Below are 16,425 nucleotides of genomic sequence, written 5' to 3' on the forward strand. Positions count from 1 at the left end.
ATTAGCGCTGATCATCGATATCAACACCTTCTGGCACAGTAAAAGTGAAATTACTTTGTGCTGGTTTTTTCGCTTCAAATTTCGTAAAGCTAAAGTCACTACGTTGTCCATCTTGCTCTACAACAGAGAATCCAGTGACATTACCTGATGGCTGTATATTAACAATAAAGTCGCTTTTTACTGCTGAATCAGATTTTGGAGACACGGTGAACGCATCACCATTTTGTGTCACAGAATAGTTATCCCAATCAGAAGACTTATTACGTGTTAATAATACAAATGGGGTCTGTGTTGTGGCTTTTTCAAGTCCCATTAAGGTTACTTGCTCAACAAATGGATTGTAATACCACAATGTTTCGCCATCAGTGACTAATAAATTCTCATCAGGCGTTTGAGTATGCCAGCGAAATAAATTAGGACGTAAGATCTTCACATCCCCTTCGCCTTGCATTAAAACATCCCCTTCTGGGCTCACTACTTTTTGAGTAAATACCGCTTCAAAGCCAGCATTTTGATTTAAACGCTCAGTCAATTCACTTTGAGGAGACGCCAAAACTGCTGCACTAAATACACTAGAACTTAATAAACACAGAGAAACTAAAAACTTTTTCATCAATAATTTTCACTTATCTAATAAAAATAATACCAATTCGATTAATCGCCACTACCTACTGGAGGTGGCGCTATCACTTCACGGTTACCATTATGGCCCGGAGTACTAACAATGCCATGCGCTTCTAATTGTTCAACGATACGAGCGGCACGGTTATAACCAATTCTGAATTGACGTTGCACACCAGAAACAGAGCCACGACGTGAAGTGGTTACAAACTCAACCACTTGATCAAACAATTGGTCTAGCTCTTCTTCGCCTTCTGGTTTCTCACCAGGAAGTAACGCTTCAGCACCTTGTTCGCTCTTAGTAATCGCATCAATGTAATTTGGACGACCACGCGCTTTCCAATCATTAACCACTGCATGTACATCATCATCAGATGCAAAAGCACCGTGAACACGAACGGTATGGTTAGATCCTGGTGCTAAATACAACATATCACCCATACCAAGTAGTGATTCCGCACCACCTTGGTCAAGAATGGTTCTTGAGTCAGTTTTCGTTGATACCGTAAACGCGACACGTGTTGGAATGTTTGCTTTAATCAAACCCGTAATAACATCCACCGATGGACGCTGTGTTGCTAATATTAAGTGAATACCTGCCGCACGAGCTTTTTGAGCCAATCGTGCAATCAGTTCTTCTACTTTCTTACCAACAACCATCATCAAATCAGCAAACTCATCAACGATAACGATGATAGATGGTAATTTTTCTAACAATGGTGGCATCTCATCCATGCTGTCACCCGGTTTCCATAATGGATCATGAATTGGGTGCCCTGCTGCTGCTGCCATTTTCAATTTATCATTAAAGCCTTGTAGGTTACGAACCCCTAACGCTGACATTAATTTATAACGACGTTCCATTTCACCAACACACCAACGCAATGCATTACCCGCGTCTTTCATGTCAGTGACAACTTCAGTCAATAGATGTGGGATTCCTTCATAGATAGAAAGTTCCAACATTTTTGGATCGATCATGATAAAACGTACATCTTCTGGGGTTGCTTTATATAACACACTCAAAATCATGACGTTTACACCAACCGACTTACCAGAGCCGGTAGTACCAGCAACCAGTACGTGAGGCATTTTAGCTAAATCAGCAATAACCGCTTCACCGGCAATATCAAGCCCCATAACGACGGTTGTTGGCGATTTTGCATTTTTAAATGTATCACTGCCAACCACATCAGAGAAAAATACCGTTTGACGATTAAAGTTAGGTAACTCTAGGCCTACATAAGGCTTACCCGGAATCACTTCAACAACACGTACCGCCATCGCAGATAAAGAACGCGCTAAATCGGTTGCAAGGCCTGAGATACGGCTTACCTTAACACCAGGTGCTAAATCTAATTCAAAACGAGTAATCACAGGGCCAGGGAAAATATCCACCACTCGCGCTTTAATTTTGTAATCAGCCAGTTTTGCTTCAACCAAACGAGCGGTATGCTCTAGTGATTCTCGAGATTCCATTTCTGCACGGGTATCTGGAGCAAATAACAAATCTAGCGTTGGCATCGGCGCAGTTGGTTTTGGTAGATTAGGCTCAGAGTTAACTAAGAACGGATTCTGCAGTGCCGCTTGCGTTGCCTTTTCTTTGGCGACTAAAGCTTGGAACGCAGCAATATCCGCATCTGAATTCGTAGGCTCATCTTCAGCAAGAACCTCTTCAATCACAACATCATTGACGACAGGGACTTCTTTTATTTCTTGAGTTTCTTCTTCATCAAAAGAAGGGTCAACCGCACTAATATGCAATTCATCAACATTTTCAAGTTCAACCTCTTCCTCGATGGCATTAAACGTCGGTACCGGTACTTCTTCTACAGGACTAATCGTTTCTTGCTCTGAACTGTTAACCAGTGACTCCAGTTCAGGAGATAAATAGGTTTTCTCTTCATCGCCAATTGAAGGCATTGTTACCGTAGTTTCTTCAGCAAACGGTTCAATCACAACATCAGAACGTTGCTCTTCATATTGATTACTCTGTTGTTCATTGTATTGCGAGCTTAATGATTCAAGGTTCTCTGCCGCTAATGTATCCTCAGAAGAGTCAACAAGCTCAGGCATATCAATAACACTGATGTCTTCAGCGCCCACAGCCATTGCACTTGAGCTTACTGCCGCTACAGTCGATGTATGTACAAAAGCGTGCTCTGCATCAACCTGACTTAACAAAGGGTCTTGATCTAAAGCTTCAGTATCAAGTTCTGCAATTGTCGCATTACTTCGCATTGCCAAGTCAATGCCATCTTCTAGCTGTTCAGGTTCTGCCATTTCTTTTAAGACAATTGAAGCCGTTGGTTGACTGCTTAACTCTTGAGGATTTTCTATCGATGGCGACTCTTCTACTGCCAAAGGCGTATCATTAAATTCTGGTTCTGGCGTTTGTACAAAATCCATATTCGTACTAGGCGCTGAAAATAGAGGATCATCTGTATAATGGTCATTCGTTTCAAACGAACGTGTATAGTTATCTTGTTCTGCATCTGGTGTATTGGCAAACATTGATAACTCACGAGAAGAAATTTTTGGTGTTTCAAATGGATCAGCATTAATCTCTGACTGCTCATTTTCCGCAGTTTCAAAAGCCGAAGCAGCATTAGTAGGTGCTTTCTTATGCTCTACCTCATCTTCAACTTGATAGGTTTCATCTTCAGTTTTTCTTAATTTATTAACACATTTCCTAGTTATTTCTAAAGCAAACCCACCTAAATTATCAACAATCGTTAGCCAAGAAACCCCGGTAAATAGTGTTAATCCTGCTCCCCATAAAAACATGAAGATAAGAGTCGAGCCTAATAAATTAAGAACAGGCGTGGTAATACTAGTAAGTACATCACCCACAACTCCACCAGAAGAGAAGTACCAAAGATCATCAAAGTTGATATCAGCAAGTGCACAACTGGTTAGGAATAAGATCAACAAACCAAGAATACGTGTTCCAATCATCATCAGATCGAGGTCAGTCTCTTGGTCTTCGTCTTTTTTACGAAAAGCAATCCATGTACTGCCTAAAAGAATAATAGGCAATAAGTAAGCTAGAGAGCCAAAAGAAAAGAAAAGAGTGTCAGCTATCCATGCCCCAAAAGAACCACCTGCATTCTGCACCGTTCCGGCCCACGCAGTTTGTGTCCAAGATGGGTCTGCAGGGTCAAAACTAAATAAGGAAATGGCAATAAAAATAGTGGCAAGTAAGCCAACAATAAACAACGCCTCTTGTAAACGTTGATTACCATTAAGTCTTGCTTTTTCAGGCTCGGCAACCGACTCTACTTTTAACGTTGTTAGCTGCATCTTTCTTTCAGCGATTTTTTCTTTAATCTTTGTAAACAAAATACTATCCAATGTTACTGTGCTTAGATTTAGTCATCCCTCTTTAATGATAAATGCATTCGAAGAGAAAAAAGTAAGGATCACTAAATCTGTAGAAATTAAAAACAAGTCGAGCGGCATAACGCCGCTCGTCATTACTTAAAGGCGTAATAGATAGAATATACCTAATAGCCTTTAAGCACTTCAAGATTTTGTAAATTAAAGAAAGAAAATTCTCTAATTTACAACCTTGATTCAATTAGCGAGTTTTAATCACTAAGTGATTGGTTTGTTTTACTTCTTCCATAACGACATACGTACGAGTGTCGTTTACCCCAGGAAGACGTAATAGTGTATCACCAAGCAATCGACGATAAGCACTCATATCTGATACACGAGTCTTTAAAAGATAATCAAAATCACCCGAAACAAGGTGACACTCTTGAATATCATCTAATAGTTGTACCGCCGTATTAAATTGCTCAAATACATCCGGAGCACCACGATTAAGAGTAATCTCAACGAAAACGAGGAGTGATGCATCAAGATATTGCGGGTTCAACAAGGCTGTATAACCATTGATGTACCCTTGACGTTCTAAACGACGAACACGTTCTAAACATGGAGTTGGCGACAAACCGACTCTTTTAGATAATTCAACATTCGAAATTCGTCCGTCTTTTTGGAGCTCATTCAAAATATTGCGATCGATACGATCCAGTTCCTTGGATGGTTTCTTATTATCTACCATTTTTTATTCCACCTTATTACTTCCTTGCAAAAAAATATACTACAACTTTTTAATATTTAGCATCAAATTTTGCCAATTACAATCTATACTAGATAAAAATTCGAAACAAAAACCCTACAAGCAGTCAAAATAACTATAACATAGAAGGAAATCAGGATGATCATTGGAGTACCTAAAGAAATAAAAAATCACGAATACCGCGTTGGTATGATCCCAGCAAGTGTTCGAGAATTAATATCTCATGGCCATAACGTTTTTGTCGAAACAAAAGCGGGTTTAGGCATTGGTTTTACCGACGATGATTATATCGCGGTAGGCGCATCCATTCTTCCTACAGCTGAAGACGTTTTTTCTCAAGCTGATATGATAGTCAAAGTTAAAGAACCGCAAGCAGTTGAGCGTGCAATGCTCCGCGAAGGGCAAATTTTATTCACGTATTTACATCTTGCACCAGATTTTCCACAAACAGAAGACCTAATCAAGAGTAAAGCAGTCTGCATCGCATATGAGACTGTAACAGATTATATGGGTCGTCTGCCACTATTAGCACCAATGTCTGAAGTTGCAGGCCGTATGTCTATTCAAGCAGGCGCTCAAACTCTTGAGAAATCAAACGGTGGCCGAGGCTTACTTCTTGGTGGTGTACCCGGTGTTGAACCAGCAAAAGTGGTGGTTGTCGGTGGTGGTGTTGTGGGTGCTAATGCTGCACGTATGGCAGTAGGCATGCGTGCTGATGTAACGATTTTAGATCGTAACATCGATACACTACGCGCACTTGATGAAGAATTCCAAGGTCGTGCAAAAGTCGTTTATTCAACGGTAGACGCAATAGAGAAACATGTATTAGAAGCTGACCTTGTTATTGGTGCTGTTCTTATCCCGGGAGCTGCAGCTCCTAAACTGGTTACCGCTGACCACATTAAACGCATGAAACCAGGTGCTGCTGTTGTTGATGTTGCCATCGACCAAGGTGGTTGTTTTGAGACCTCTCATGCAACAACACATGCAAATCCTACTTATATTGTTGATGACGTTGTTCATTACTGCGTAGCAAATATGCCAGGCGCAGTTGCTCGCACCTCAACATTTGCTCTCAATAATGCGACACTTCCGTATATTATTAAATTAGCAGACAAAGGTTACAAAGTTGCTCTTCTTGAAGACAAAGGTTTCCTTGATGGCTTAAATGTGATTCACGGAAAAGTAACCTGCAAAGAAGTCGCTGAGAGTTTTGATTTAGAATATGTCACTCCAGAAACCGCACTAACTGCTTAAAATACATATCCTATAACAAAATCATTTTAGGGCCCCCATCGCGGGCCCTTTCTTTACGTTAATAAATTCCCTACAATCATCCCATACTAAGGATGATGAACGCTTCTTGTTCCCACCCTACTTTCTGTTTTTTGATTTAAGCTCGGAGATCCTATGAGCAACGTTAAGCATTCTAAATTATTGATCCTTGGCTCTGGCCCTGCAGGCTATACTGCTGCTGTGTATGCTGCACGAGCAAATTTAAACCCAGTGATGATCACGGGTATGCAACAAGGTGGACAATTAACGACAACAACAGAAGTTGAAAACTGGCCTGGTGGCGCTGCAGATATGACTGGCCCAGGTTTAATGGACGAAATGAAAGCACACGCTGAACGTTTCAATACTGAAATGATTTTCGACCATATCAATGAAACTGATTTTAGTCAGCGTCCTTTTCGCTTAAAAGGCGATTCAGCTGAATACACTTGCGATGCGTTAATCATTTCAACAGGTGCTTCTGCAAAATACCTAGGTTTAGAATCTGAAGAAGCATTTAAAGGTCGTGGCGTTTCTGCTTGTGCTACCTGTGATGGTTTCTTTTACCGCAATCAAAAAGTTGCCGTTATCGGCGGTGGTAATACCGCTGTTGAAGAAGCTCTCTATTTATCAAACATCGCCGCTGAAGTTCACCTAATTCACCGTCGTGATACCTTCCGATCTGAAAAGATCCTCATTGACCGTTTAATGGATAAAGTTAAAAACGGCAATATCATCCTACATACCGACCGTACGATAGATGAAGTGCTAGGTGATGAAATGGGTGTTACCGGTGTTCGATTAAAAGACACAAAATCTGATGCCACTGAAAATTTAGAAGTGATGGGCGCATTCATTGCTATTGGTCATCAACCAAATACCGCTATTTTCAACGGTCAACTTGATATGGAGAATGGCTACATTAAGGTGAAATCAGGCCTTGAAGGCAATGCGACTCAAACTAGTATTGAAGGTATCTTCGCTGCGGGAGACGTTATGGACCATAATTATCGTCAAGCAATTACCTCTGCAGGTACAGGCTGTATGGCTGCATTAGATGCAGAGCGCTTTTTAGATGCGTTAGAAGCAAAAGAAAGTTAAACTATCTACCGTTAACGTTAAACCCGAAGCGAATACTTCGGGTTTCTTTTGCTCATCTTATTTTACTGATGTACATATGGTTTCTTATATTCTAATTATTAAAATAGATACTGTACGTATGTAAAATAATACAAAACGTAAGCCTTCATATTATGGATAAAAATCAACAGCGCGAGTTAGGACAATGGCTCAAGGGCCAAAGTAAGCTTGCAAAAAAATGGCTAACCCTCTCTATCGGGCTTGGCTTCCTTTCTAGTATTTTCCTTATTATACAAGCTGCATTGCTTGCTGATATCTTGCATCAATTAATTATTGAGCAAGTTGATAAATACGACCTTCTCTCACATTTCGTAGCCATTCTTGTCATTGTCGGGATCCGAGCGGCTTGCAGTTGGGGACGTGAGATTGCAGGTTACCGTTGCGGCGAACATATTCGTATTCATATCCGCCAATTAATATTAAATAAACTCCAAGAATTAGGCCCCGCATACATTAAAGGCAAGCCTGCTGGTACTTGGGCAACCTTATTATTAGAGCAAGTCGAAGATATGCAAGATTTCTTTTCTCGCTATCTGCCTCAAATGTCGTTATCCGTGTTAATTCCATTTGTCATCCTTATTGTCGTTTTCCCTCAAAACTGGGCAGCAGGCCTAGTCTTTTTACTTACCGCACCATTGGTTCCATTATTCATGGCACTCGTAGGGATGGGAGCTGCTGATGCTAACCGTCGTAATTTTAAAGCATTACAACGTTTATCAGGCCACTTCTACGACCGTTTACAATCAATGACAACCATTCGTTTATTTAATAAAACGGCGCAAGAAACGGAACACCTTCACGGTGCCTCTGAAATTTTCCGTAAACGAACAATGGAAGTATTACGATTAGCTTTCTTATCCTCAGCGGTATTAGAGTTTTTCACTTCTATCTCAATTGCTATTGTGGCTGTGTATTTTGGTTTTACTTTTATCGGTGAACTTGATTTTGGTCATTACGGAACCACAGTTACGCTATTTACAGGGTTATTTATCCTCATTTTAGCACCAGAGTTTTATCAACCATTACGTGACTTAGGCACTTTTTATCACGCAAAAGCTCAAGCCGTTGGTGCTGCTGAATCTATTGTTGAGTTCTTAGCTATTGATAGCAACATTCAAAACAGTGATGAAGCTAAAAACCAAAAAGTATCCCAATCCACCACACTTGATATTGAAGTTACAGACCTCATCGTAACAAGTCATGATGGAAAAACATTACTTGGCCCAATTAGCTTTCATCTTCACGAAGGATCTCAAACCGCATTAGTTGGACCTAGCGGGGCTGGTAAAACAAGCTTAATTAATGCGATTCTTGGGTTTCTACCTTATCAAGGGAGTATTAAAATCAATGGTTCTGAACTCTCTGAATTAGATAAAAAGCTTTGGTACCAAGACATCAATTGGGTTGGACAGAACCCAACATTGGTTCATGGAACCATTGAAGAAAACATCACTCTTGGTAAACAAGGTATTTCTAAAGAACAGTTAAATTTAGTTAGCCAACAAGCGTTTGCTAATGAATTTATTGATGATCTTGGCTATCAACACCAAGTATCTGATCGTTCTGGTGGATTATCAGTTGGCCAAGCACAACGACTAGCATTAGCAAGAGCCCTATTACAGCAAGGCCGCTTATGGATATTAGATGAGCCAACAGCAAGCCTTGACGCCAAAAGTGAACGCCTAGTAATGAAAAGCCTTAATGAAGCAACTCAAGGCCTAACGACATTAATGATCAGCCATCGCTTAGATCAACTTCATAAGATGGATACGATTCTTGTCATGGATAAAGGCCAAGTCGTTCAGTCCGGTTCATTTGAAGAAATTAAAGGCTCTGGCTTATTTGCAACCATGCTAACTGCAAAGCAACCAAAGCAAGGTGATCTTGATGCGTGATTTATTACCCTATATTAAATTATATAAGAAACATTGGTTTGGCTTAACATTAGGCATGATCTTAAGCTTTGCTACCTTGTTTGCTTCTATTGGATTACTGACTATTTCTGGTTGGTTTATTTCAGCGTCTGCCATTGCTGGGTTAACGATTGCTCGAGAAACCTTTAACTACATGCTTCCTGCGGGTGCAGTACGAGGTTTTTCTATTGGTCGAACGGCTGGCCGATGGGGAGAGCGTGTTGTTAGCCATAATGCGACATTTAAGCTACTCACTGAGTTGCGTATTTTCTTCTTTAAAAAGTTAATTCCGCTAATCCCGGGGCGATTTTCAAAACTACGTGATGCCGATTTACTAAACCGTCTTGTTGCCGATGTTGATGCAATGGACCACGTCTATTTGCGCCTTATCAGTCCAATTATCGTTGGAACATTGGGCATTGTAGGATTAACCGCTTTTCTTGCTTGGTTTGACGTCACTATTGGCTTAACACTTGGGGCAATTTTATTTTCTCTATTATTAATTTGGCCTACACTTTTCTATAAACTTGGTAAAAAGAATGGTGCCGAATTAACTCAAAATAAAGCCACTTTACGTATAAAAACATTAGATTGGCTACAAGGTAATGCAGAGTTACGTATCTTTGGTGCTGAAGACCAATATCAACAACGTATTCTTGATGCTCAAGTTGCACTGCTATCAAATCAACGCCACATGGCGACATTAACGGGCTTAGCTAATGGTTTACTATTGCTAGCTAACGGTTGGACATTACTGCTAATGCTATGGATCTCTGCCGATGGTATTGCTGGTATGACGCCTGATCCAATGGTCGCTATGGTTGCTTTTGCGACAATGGCAAGCTTTGAGTTATTAATGCCAATTGCAGGAGCTTTCCAATATTTAGGCCAAACACTAAGCTCTGCTCGTCGCTTAAATGAAATAATCACAGCCACTCCTGATACTGTATTTGATGAAAATGGGGTAACTCAGACAGTCAAAGGTAATTTAACGATTTCGGATGTTAGCTACCAATACCTAGATGCAGAAACAGACGTTATTAAACATGTCTCATTAGATTTACTATCAGGTCAAAAAATGGCGATAGTAGGTCAAACTGGTTCAGGTAAATCCACCTTATTACAATTGCTAACTCGTCAATGGGACCCTAAATCAGGCTCTATTGCAATTGATGGTGTTCAATTACCTAAATGGAAAGAATCAAGTCTACGTAGTGCTATGTCAGTCGTAAGCCAAAGAGTTGATATTCTTAATGGTTCTTTACGAGATAACTTAAGGCTCGCAAATGATTCCGCCACCGATGAACTACTAGCTCAAACACTTGAGAAAGTAGGCTTGTACGACCTAGCTGTTGATGAAGGCTTAAATGCGTGGCTTGGAGATGGTGGTCGTCAACTTTCTGGTGGTGAACGTCGTCGAATTGGTATTGCTAGAGCTCTACTACATGATGCCCCTATTGTTTTATTAGATGAACCAACCGAAGGGTTGGATCAGAAAACGGAACAGCACATCATGACTGTATTAAATGAACACATTAAACATAAAACCGTAGTATTTATTACTCATCGCCTAGTAAATTTAGAAGCGATGGACCAAATATGTTTAATGGATCATGGTGAGATTGTCGAGCAAGGTACGCACGAAGAATTGCTTGTTCTGAATGGTGCTTACCATCAATTATGGCAGCGTTTTTAACCAAAAAATCAAACTAAGTACATATAATACCAATCGTAGTAAATGATTGATCACTTACTTACTCTGATTGGTATTATTTAGATTGAAATAAAAATTAAAAACAAAAAAAAGCCGAGACTGTTTACCAGTGTCGGCTTTTTAATATTATTTTATCGAAATATAAAGCTTACGCGTATTGCGCTTCAAATGCTTTCATGAAATCAACCAACGCTTGAACACCTTCTAATGGCATTGCATTATAAATAGATGCTCGCATTCCACCGACAACCCGATGTCCTTTCAATGCTTTCAACCCAGCTTCATCTGCTAATGTAAGAAACTGAGCATCTAGCTCTGAATTCGCTAGTTGAAATGGAACATTCATTAAAGAACGGTTGTTCGTATGAACCTCGTTACGATAAAAATCAGACTGATCGATGTAATCATATAATGCAGCCGCTTTCTTACGGTTATGTGCTTCCATCGCTTCAATACCACCATTCGCTTTTAGCCATTTAAAAACTAAGCCAGCAAGGTACCAAGCATATGTTGGCGGTGTATTGAACATAGACTCTTGTTTTGCCAGTACACCGTAATTTAATACACTAGGAAGCGCTTTTGCGGCAAGCTCAAGTAAGTCATCACGGACAATAACAATCGTTAAGCCAGCAGGACCAATGTTCTTTTGAGCTCCTGCGTAAATAACACCATATTTAGACACATCAATTTGACGAGATAAAATCGTCGAAGACATGTCAGCAACAATTGGTTTATCTGTTATTGGTAAATCATTAATTTCAATGCCATCAATCGTTTCATTTGGGCAAAAATGCACATAAGCAGCATCATCACTTAATGCCCATTCAGCGGCAGGTTGAACCGCTTTTTTACCATCAACATTAATAATGGCTTCGATTACATTAGGTGAACAATATTTTTTTGCTTCAGTTACCGCACTTTGCGCCCAATAACCCGCATCGACGTAATCTGCTTTTGTATTACCATCAAGTAAGTTTAATGGAATAGCTGCAAATTGTGCTCGCGCACCACCTTGGCAAAATAACACTTTATAATTATCTGGAATCGATAATAAATCACGTAAATCTTGTTCAGACTCTTCCGCAACTTTAATAAATTCTTTACTACGGTGGCTAATCTCCATCACTGAAGTGCCTAAACCGTTCCAATTCACCAATTCCTTTTGAGCTTGGGCTAGAACGTCTGCTGGCAGCATTGCTGGACCAGCACAAAAGTTAAATACTTTTTCCATGTTTCTCAAAGGCTCCTGCTATTTATAAAAATCAATCATATCAACTTAGATAAATCACTGATTAAATATTTATCTAAGTTGCTATTAGTTAATATTGTGTAGAAATTAATACCACCTTTTCCCTTACAAAGAAATCAGAAAGTGATCTAATTCACTAAATAAAAAAATAGCCCACCTTAGTGAGCTACTTTAACTTAATATATCCGCTATTAACGTAGGTAACTTAAAAAACCTAACAGCATAAATAACGGCATTTTTTGCCCATTAAGCAATTCAATTTGACCGTCAGCGATTTTAGCTGACAAACGGTAATTATCTCCGTCTTCTACTGCAAATTCATTAATTAACAACTCATCCATTTGTATGCGAAGCTCGGGAGTTTCATCCACTAATTTCTTCGCAATAACGAGCTCGGCATTACCCTGTAAGGTTTGAACCAGTTTATCCGCATTTTGTGATGCTCTTGCAGTGCCCGCTGGTAATGTCATTAATACTTTACTATCAACTTTGCTGCCTAACACATTTGCACTGAACTCATTAATATTTAATGAAAAACCTTTTGCTGCTAATAAATCAAATGACAACATCAATTGTTCAATATTTTCATTTGTTAACTCTTGCTCTTGAAGCAAAGGAACCAGTTTAAGAATTGCATCATAATTTAGATTTTCAAAACTAATATCAAATACACCCTCTTTTAATACACCAGCACTTGTTGTGGCCTCTGCCAGTGTTAACGTATTTTTAGATGTAAATGTATTTTCTTCCGCTTTATCTTTTACTTCATTAATTTGGTTAACGCTCTTGTATTTAAATCCTTTAACTTCATTGTTAAGTTTAGTTTCAATGTCATTTAATACTAATTTATCAAATCCAACACTCGCTTCACCAATGAAAATGTCATCCACATAATGACCAATACTTTGACCAGCAACATTATCAATTGTCATTTCAGATTGATTGTCTAATCTTAATTCTGTTTTAGGCAATTGGTAAGAGACACTAAACTGCCCATCCTTTGCAACCGTCGCAGAGACTTGGCTCGCCGCTAAAAAGAGTTTTTCAACACCTTGGGCTTTTAAGTCATCTGTTGCAAAATCAGTATCTTCACTTGTTAGTAATAAGTTCGTGGTTCCAGTTAATTGACTTTCAGTCGTTAGTGTTAAACCTTGAATAAACTCTGATGTATCTTCTTTACTTACAAACGTTGACGTCGAAGATATTGAGAATAAGCCATGAGATATATCATGTTCAACCAGAATTTCAGTTGGGTATCCCGCTTCTTTTAGCTCTTCACTTAAGCCTTTATCAACAACATGAATTCGACTTTGAGCGGTCGAACTTAAGTAACCACGATCATATGAGATTGACTCAACCTCAATGATAGAGTTGCTGTATGACGCAATCCCATCTTTAAAAATCGCTTCACCTATCTTCCCTGTAGCAAACGGCCAACACGCAACCAGTGCAACTGCGCCACCAATGGCTGCATATTTTCTTAATTCTTTCATTTCATTATCCACTTTTAACGATTTAAATTAGTTTACCTAAGACAATAAGATCAATACACCTCTATTTAATAAGATAAACAAACTTTAAGAGCTCTAGGTTACTTAACTTGGCTTATATTTTGCTTAATTAAAGTATATAAATAGCACGTTAATTTTTTGACTAATTGCTGTTGTTCCAAATTTTGTAGACTCGCTTCTAGCAAAAATACCTATTTCTGTTAGTATTTGACGTATATTTTTGGTTACAGCACTCACTTTGATAGGTTTCAAATATCATGATCCGTAAGACACTTTTAGCTTCAAGCCTAATGTTTATTTCAGCAACATCAATGGCTGCAGATAATGATCCAAACAATGCCATCATGAGCAACTTTAGTTATGACTATGCTGAAGCTCGCATTGGATTTAGCCCTTCAACATTTGGTGCTGGTTTTAGCAAATCAATCCACCCTAACGCACACGCTATTGCTTCTATCGACTCAGAACTAGATGGCGATTACGATTTAGCTGCTGGTCTAGGCTTTCACGCTCCAGTAAATAACTGGGCTGACATTACAGGTGAAATGCTACTTCGTGTTGTTGATGATAACAAACACTACAAAAATGACACAGGTATGGAGCTTAACTTAGGCGTTCGTCAATGGTTAGGTCCTCAACTAGAAGTTGGTGGTAAAGTAGGTTACCTATCTATTGAAGATAATGACGATACTATTTTCTCTGTTTACGGCCGATTCCACTCAACAGAATTGTTCTCTATCGGTGCTGAAGGTCGTTTTAATGGTATCTATGGCGATCAACTGTTACTGACAGCTCGCTTTAAGTACTAATTAAATTTAGCTAAAAAAAAACCTCGTTATACCTTAGACAACAAAAGGAATAACGAGGTTTTTTTATTTATTCAAATTAAACTTGTTGAAGCAACGCTCTTTTCATTGGTTCTTGTAATAATGTCCAATGAACGCCTGATTCTGCTCCTGCAAATTTCCACAAAAGTTTTACATCCACATCACCGCCATAAGTCGTATTTACTTTTCTAAATACATCAACAGCACCGATTTCTAAAAAGGCATCAACATCAGGAACTCCTGATTTTTTTACCATTCTTTCTAGTGTTAATTGCATATTTGGCAAATCACGCAAACGGCGATTCTCTTTTGATTTTTTAAACTCACGCTCTAAACGTGAATTTTCCATCACCTCTTTGATGATACTAAGCAATAAGGCTGGCTTCTTTTCAAAAAGCTCACTGATGTCAAAATAGTTAACTGTCGCGATTGTCGTTTTTTTCACGTGTTTAAAGCGTTCGCATCCTAATTTTTCAAACTGTTCATCGACTGATCCACCACCTCGAACATATAAGCGTCCTTCAGTGACTAATGAAAACATCGCATCTTCGGTAAACAAACCAACGCCACCAAACATCGAGCGTTTATTAAATTTTCCCAGTTTTTTTACAAAATTAAAAAAGCGTTCCTCTAAATGGTTCATCTCGATCTCCTTGATCTTAAACTTACGACCCCCGTCCCTGTCAGAAAATTGACATCAAGCAATTGAATATTAAACATACAATAAATAAGTTTCTAGCCTTTTTACATTAACTGCGGAATCTACAGCATATTCCTTAAGTCCGATCACACCTTTAAGTATTATTTTATGTAACGAACTAAGTTTTTCTTCAGGCTTCTATCACATTATAGTCTCACAACTTAACCTATCGATTCATTGATGAGGCTCACAAGATTAATTTACAACACCAATAATTTGACTCTTATTTATCTATTAATAATAACTTTTCTCCTTTCTGAAAGTAAAAAACCTTAATTTTTTCGTAAACGGTCTCATTTTTTTGACTTTTTTCTTAGAAATCAGAAAAACGCTGTATGATTAACTCATTATTTTAAAATATGAATTAAGAATGACTCATTTATCGTTTTTCTGGCTGTCCCACGATAAAGACAAAGTACTGACTGCATTAAGAACTGAATTTAGTCGATTAGCGTCGAAAAGTATCTCATCAGGCAAAATAAAATTGCCTCCTATCCCTGATGTTGTACTTAAAATTCAAAAGTTATGTACTCTTGAAGGCACAGTAATTAAAGATGTCTCAGATACTTTATTAGAAGATCCAAGCCTAACAGCTATTGTTATACGCATGGCTAACTCCGTTGTATTTAATCGCAGAAATATTACCTGTACTGATGTTCTAACCGCCGTATCTCGATTAGGGATATTCCGTGTACGCGACATCGTTACAGCGCAAGCAATAGAACAGCTAAAGCATTCAAGTGATTTGAATAAAGAATGCAATGCACTGCTTCGTAAAAGTGCAGCACGCTCACGTGAATTCGCCGCAGTTATGACGATGATTTGCGAAGAGATGATAAATGAGAGTGAGGATACATCTCTTGATTATCTTGAACCCGAAAAAGCATTACTCACGGGTTTACTTGCCGATATAGGGCTTTTTTGCCTAGTAAACGAATATTATGACTACCTTGAGCAAGGGAATTATCTTGATCTTGAGTTAGCTATTTATATTTTTGACAATGAATGCAATGCAACTAGCTACCACGTGTTAAACCATTGGCAATTTGATGTCGATTTTTTAGCAGTAGCCACTAACGAAAACAAGGAAAAAGGTACTGAGCATCCGATTAATTATTTAGATATCGCACGTATTGCTAGCCACCTTTTAATGTTTAGAAATAAAGACGATGCCATTGATGAACACGAAATAGAAATTACACTTGAAGGCGCTGAAGCACTTTATACATTAAGTAATTTAACTAATAGTCAATTCAACAACCGCATTAAAGAAACACTAAGAAGCAGTGGCTTGTAATTAAATTACAATAAATCGAATAACTTATATTGATGTCATTTAGAAGCCTTGATATTCTCAAGGCCTTCTTCATGGACGAGATCGATAA

12 protein-coding genes are annotated in these 16,425 nt (G+C 38.8%); 6 read left to right on the plus strand and 6 right to left on the minus strand.

Annotation, left to right across the window (positions count from 1 at the left end):
* Position 1: 1 nt before the first annotated feature.
* The 3 genes from lolA to lrp form a co-directional block, all read right to left on the minus strand.
* Entirely contained in the window at positions 2 to 613 is a 612-nt protein-coding gene (gene lolA, locus AC2IP4_RS08990) for an outer membrane lipoprotein periplasmic chaperone LolA (protein WP_130043201.1), read from the minus strand.
* A 41-nt stretch (positions 614 to 654) separates the two neighbouring features.
* Positions 655 to 3,924, minus strand: a complete 3,270-nt coding sequence (locus tag AC2IP4_RS08995) for a DNA translocase FtsK 4TM domain-containing protein (protein ID WP_445819222.1) — start codon at positions 3,922 to 3,924, stop codon at positions 655 to 657.
* A 277-nt stretch (positions 3,925 to 4,201) separates the two neighbouring features.
* Entirely contained in the window at positions 4,202 to 4,693 is a 492-nt protein-coding gene (lrp, locus tag AC2IP4_RS09000) for a leucine-responsive transcriptional regulator Lrp (protein ID WP_045101653.1), read from the minus strand.
* Between the two features lie 156 nt (positions 4,694 to 4,849).
* On the opposite strand from lrp, the gene ald reads away from it, so the two are divergent.
* The 4 genes from ald (at position 4,850) to cydC (ending at position 10,735) form a co-directional block, all read left to right on the plus strand.
* Positions 4,850 to 5,968 (plus strand): alanine dehydrogenase, encoded by a 1,119-nt coding sequence (ald, locus tag AC2IP4_RS09005; protein ID WP_375322101.1) that lies wholly within the window; start codon positions 4,850 to 4,852, stop codon positions 5,966 to 5,968.
* A 153-nt stretch (positions 5,969 to 6,121) separates the two neighbouring features.
* Positions 6,122 to 7,087, plus strand: coding sequence for a thioredoxin-disulfide reductase (gene trxB, locus AC2IP4_RS09010; protein ID WP_375322100.1), 966 nt, complete (start codon positions 6,122 to 6,124; stop codon positions 7,085 to 7,087).
* 152 nt (positions 7,088 to 7,239) lie between these two features.
* On the plus strand, positions 7,240 to 9,021 hold the full coding sequence (gene cydD, locus AC2IP4_RS09015) for a heme ABC transporter permease/ATP-binding protein CydD (protein WP_486307133.1): 1,782 nt from the start codon (positions 7,240 to 7,242) through the stop codon (positions 9,019 to 9,021).
* Complete coding sequence (cydC, locus tag AC2IP4_RS09020; RefSeq protein WP_486307132.1) at positions 9,014 to 10,735, plus strand: heme ABC transporter ATP-binding protein/permease CydC; 1,722 nt, start codon at positions 9,014 to 9,016, stop codon at positions 10,733 to 10,735. Before cydD ends, cydC begins: the two co-directional genes overlap by 8 nt.
* Before the next feature lie 166 nt (positions 10,736 to 10,901).
* Here the strand turns inward: cydC and serC are convergent, their stop codons facing one another.
* Entirely contained in the window at positions 10,902 to 11,984 is a 1,083-nt protein-coding gene (gene serC / locus AC2IP4_RS09025) for a 3-phosphoserine/phosphohydroxythreonine transaminase (RefSeq protein ID WP_486307131.1), read from the minus strand.
* Positions 11,985 to 12,193: 209 nt separating this feature from the next.
* The gene (locus AC2IP4_RS09030) at positions 12,194 to 13,495 is read right to left on the minus strand and encodes a DUF945 family protein (RefSeq protein WP_486307130.1); all 1,302 of its coding nucleotides are present in this window, start codon (positions 13,493 to 13,495) and stop codon (positions 12,194 to 12,196) included.
* A 275-nt stretch (positions 13,496 to 13,770) separates the two neighbouring features.
* Here AC2IP4_RS09030 and AC2IP4_RS09035 point away from each other — a divergent pair, with 275 nt between their 5' ends.
* Entirely contained in the window at positions 13,771 to 14,322 is a 552-nt protein-coding gene (locus tag AC2IP4_RS09035) for a hypothetical protein (RefSeq protein ID WP_105054357.1), read from the plus strand.
* Positions 14,323 to 14,398: 76 nt separating this feature from the next.
* Here AC2IP4_RS09035 and AC2IP4_RS09040 read toward each other — a convergent pair whose 3' ends face one another.
* Positions 14,399 to 14,983, minus strand: coding sequence for a TfoX/Sxy family DNA transformation protein (locus AC2IP4_RS09040; protein ID WP_375322095.1), 585 nt, complete (start codon positions 14,981 to 14,983; stop codon positions 14,399 to 14,401).
* Positions 14,984 to 15,410: 427 nt separating this feature from the next.
* Between AC2IP4_RS09040 and AC2IP4_RS09045 the strand changes: the two genes are divergently transcribed.
* Positions 15,411 to 16,337 carry an HDOD domain-containing protein gene (locus AC2IP4_RS09045; protein WP_375322094.1) on the plus strand — a complete coding sequence of 309 codons (927 nt, stop codon included), beginning with the start codon at positions 15,411 to 15,413 and terminating at the stop codon, positions 16,335 to 16,337.
* The last annotated feature ends 88 nt before the right edge of the window (positions 16,338 to 16,425 follow it).

It is taken from the genome of Aliivibrio thorii (genome assembly GCF_057368585.1).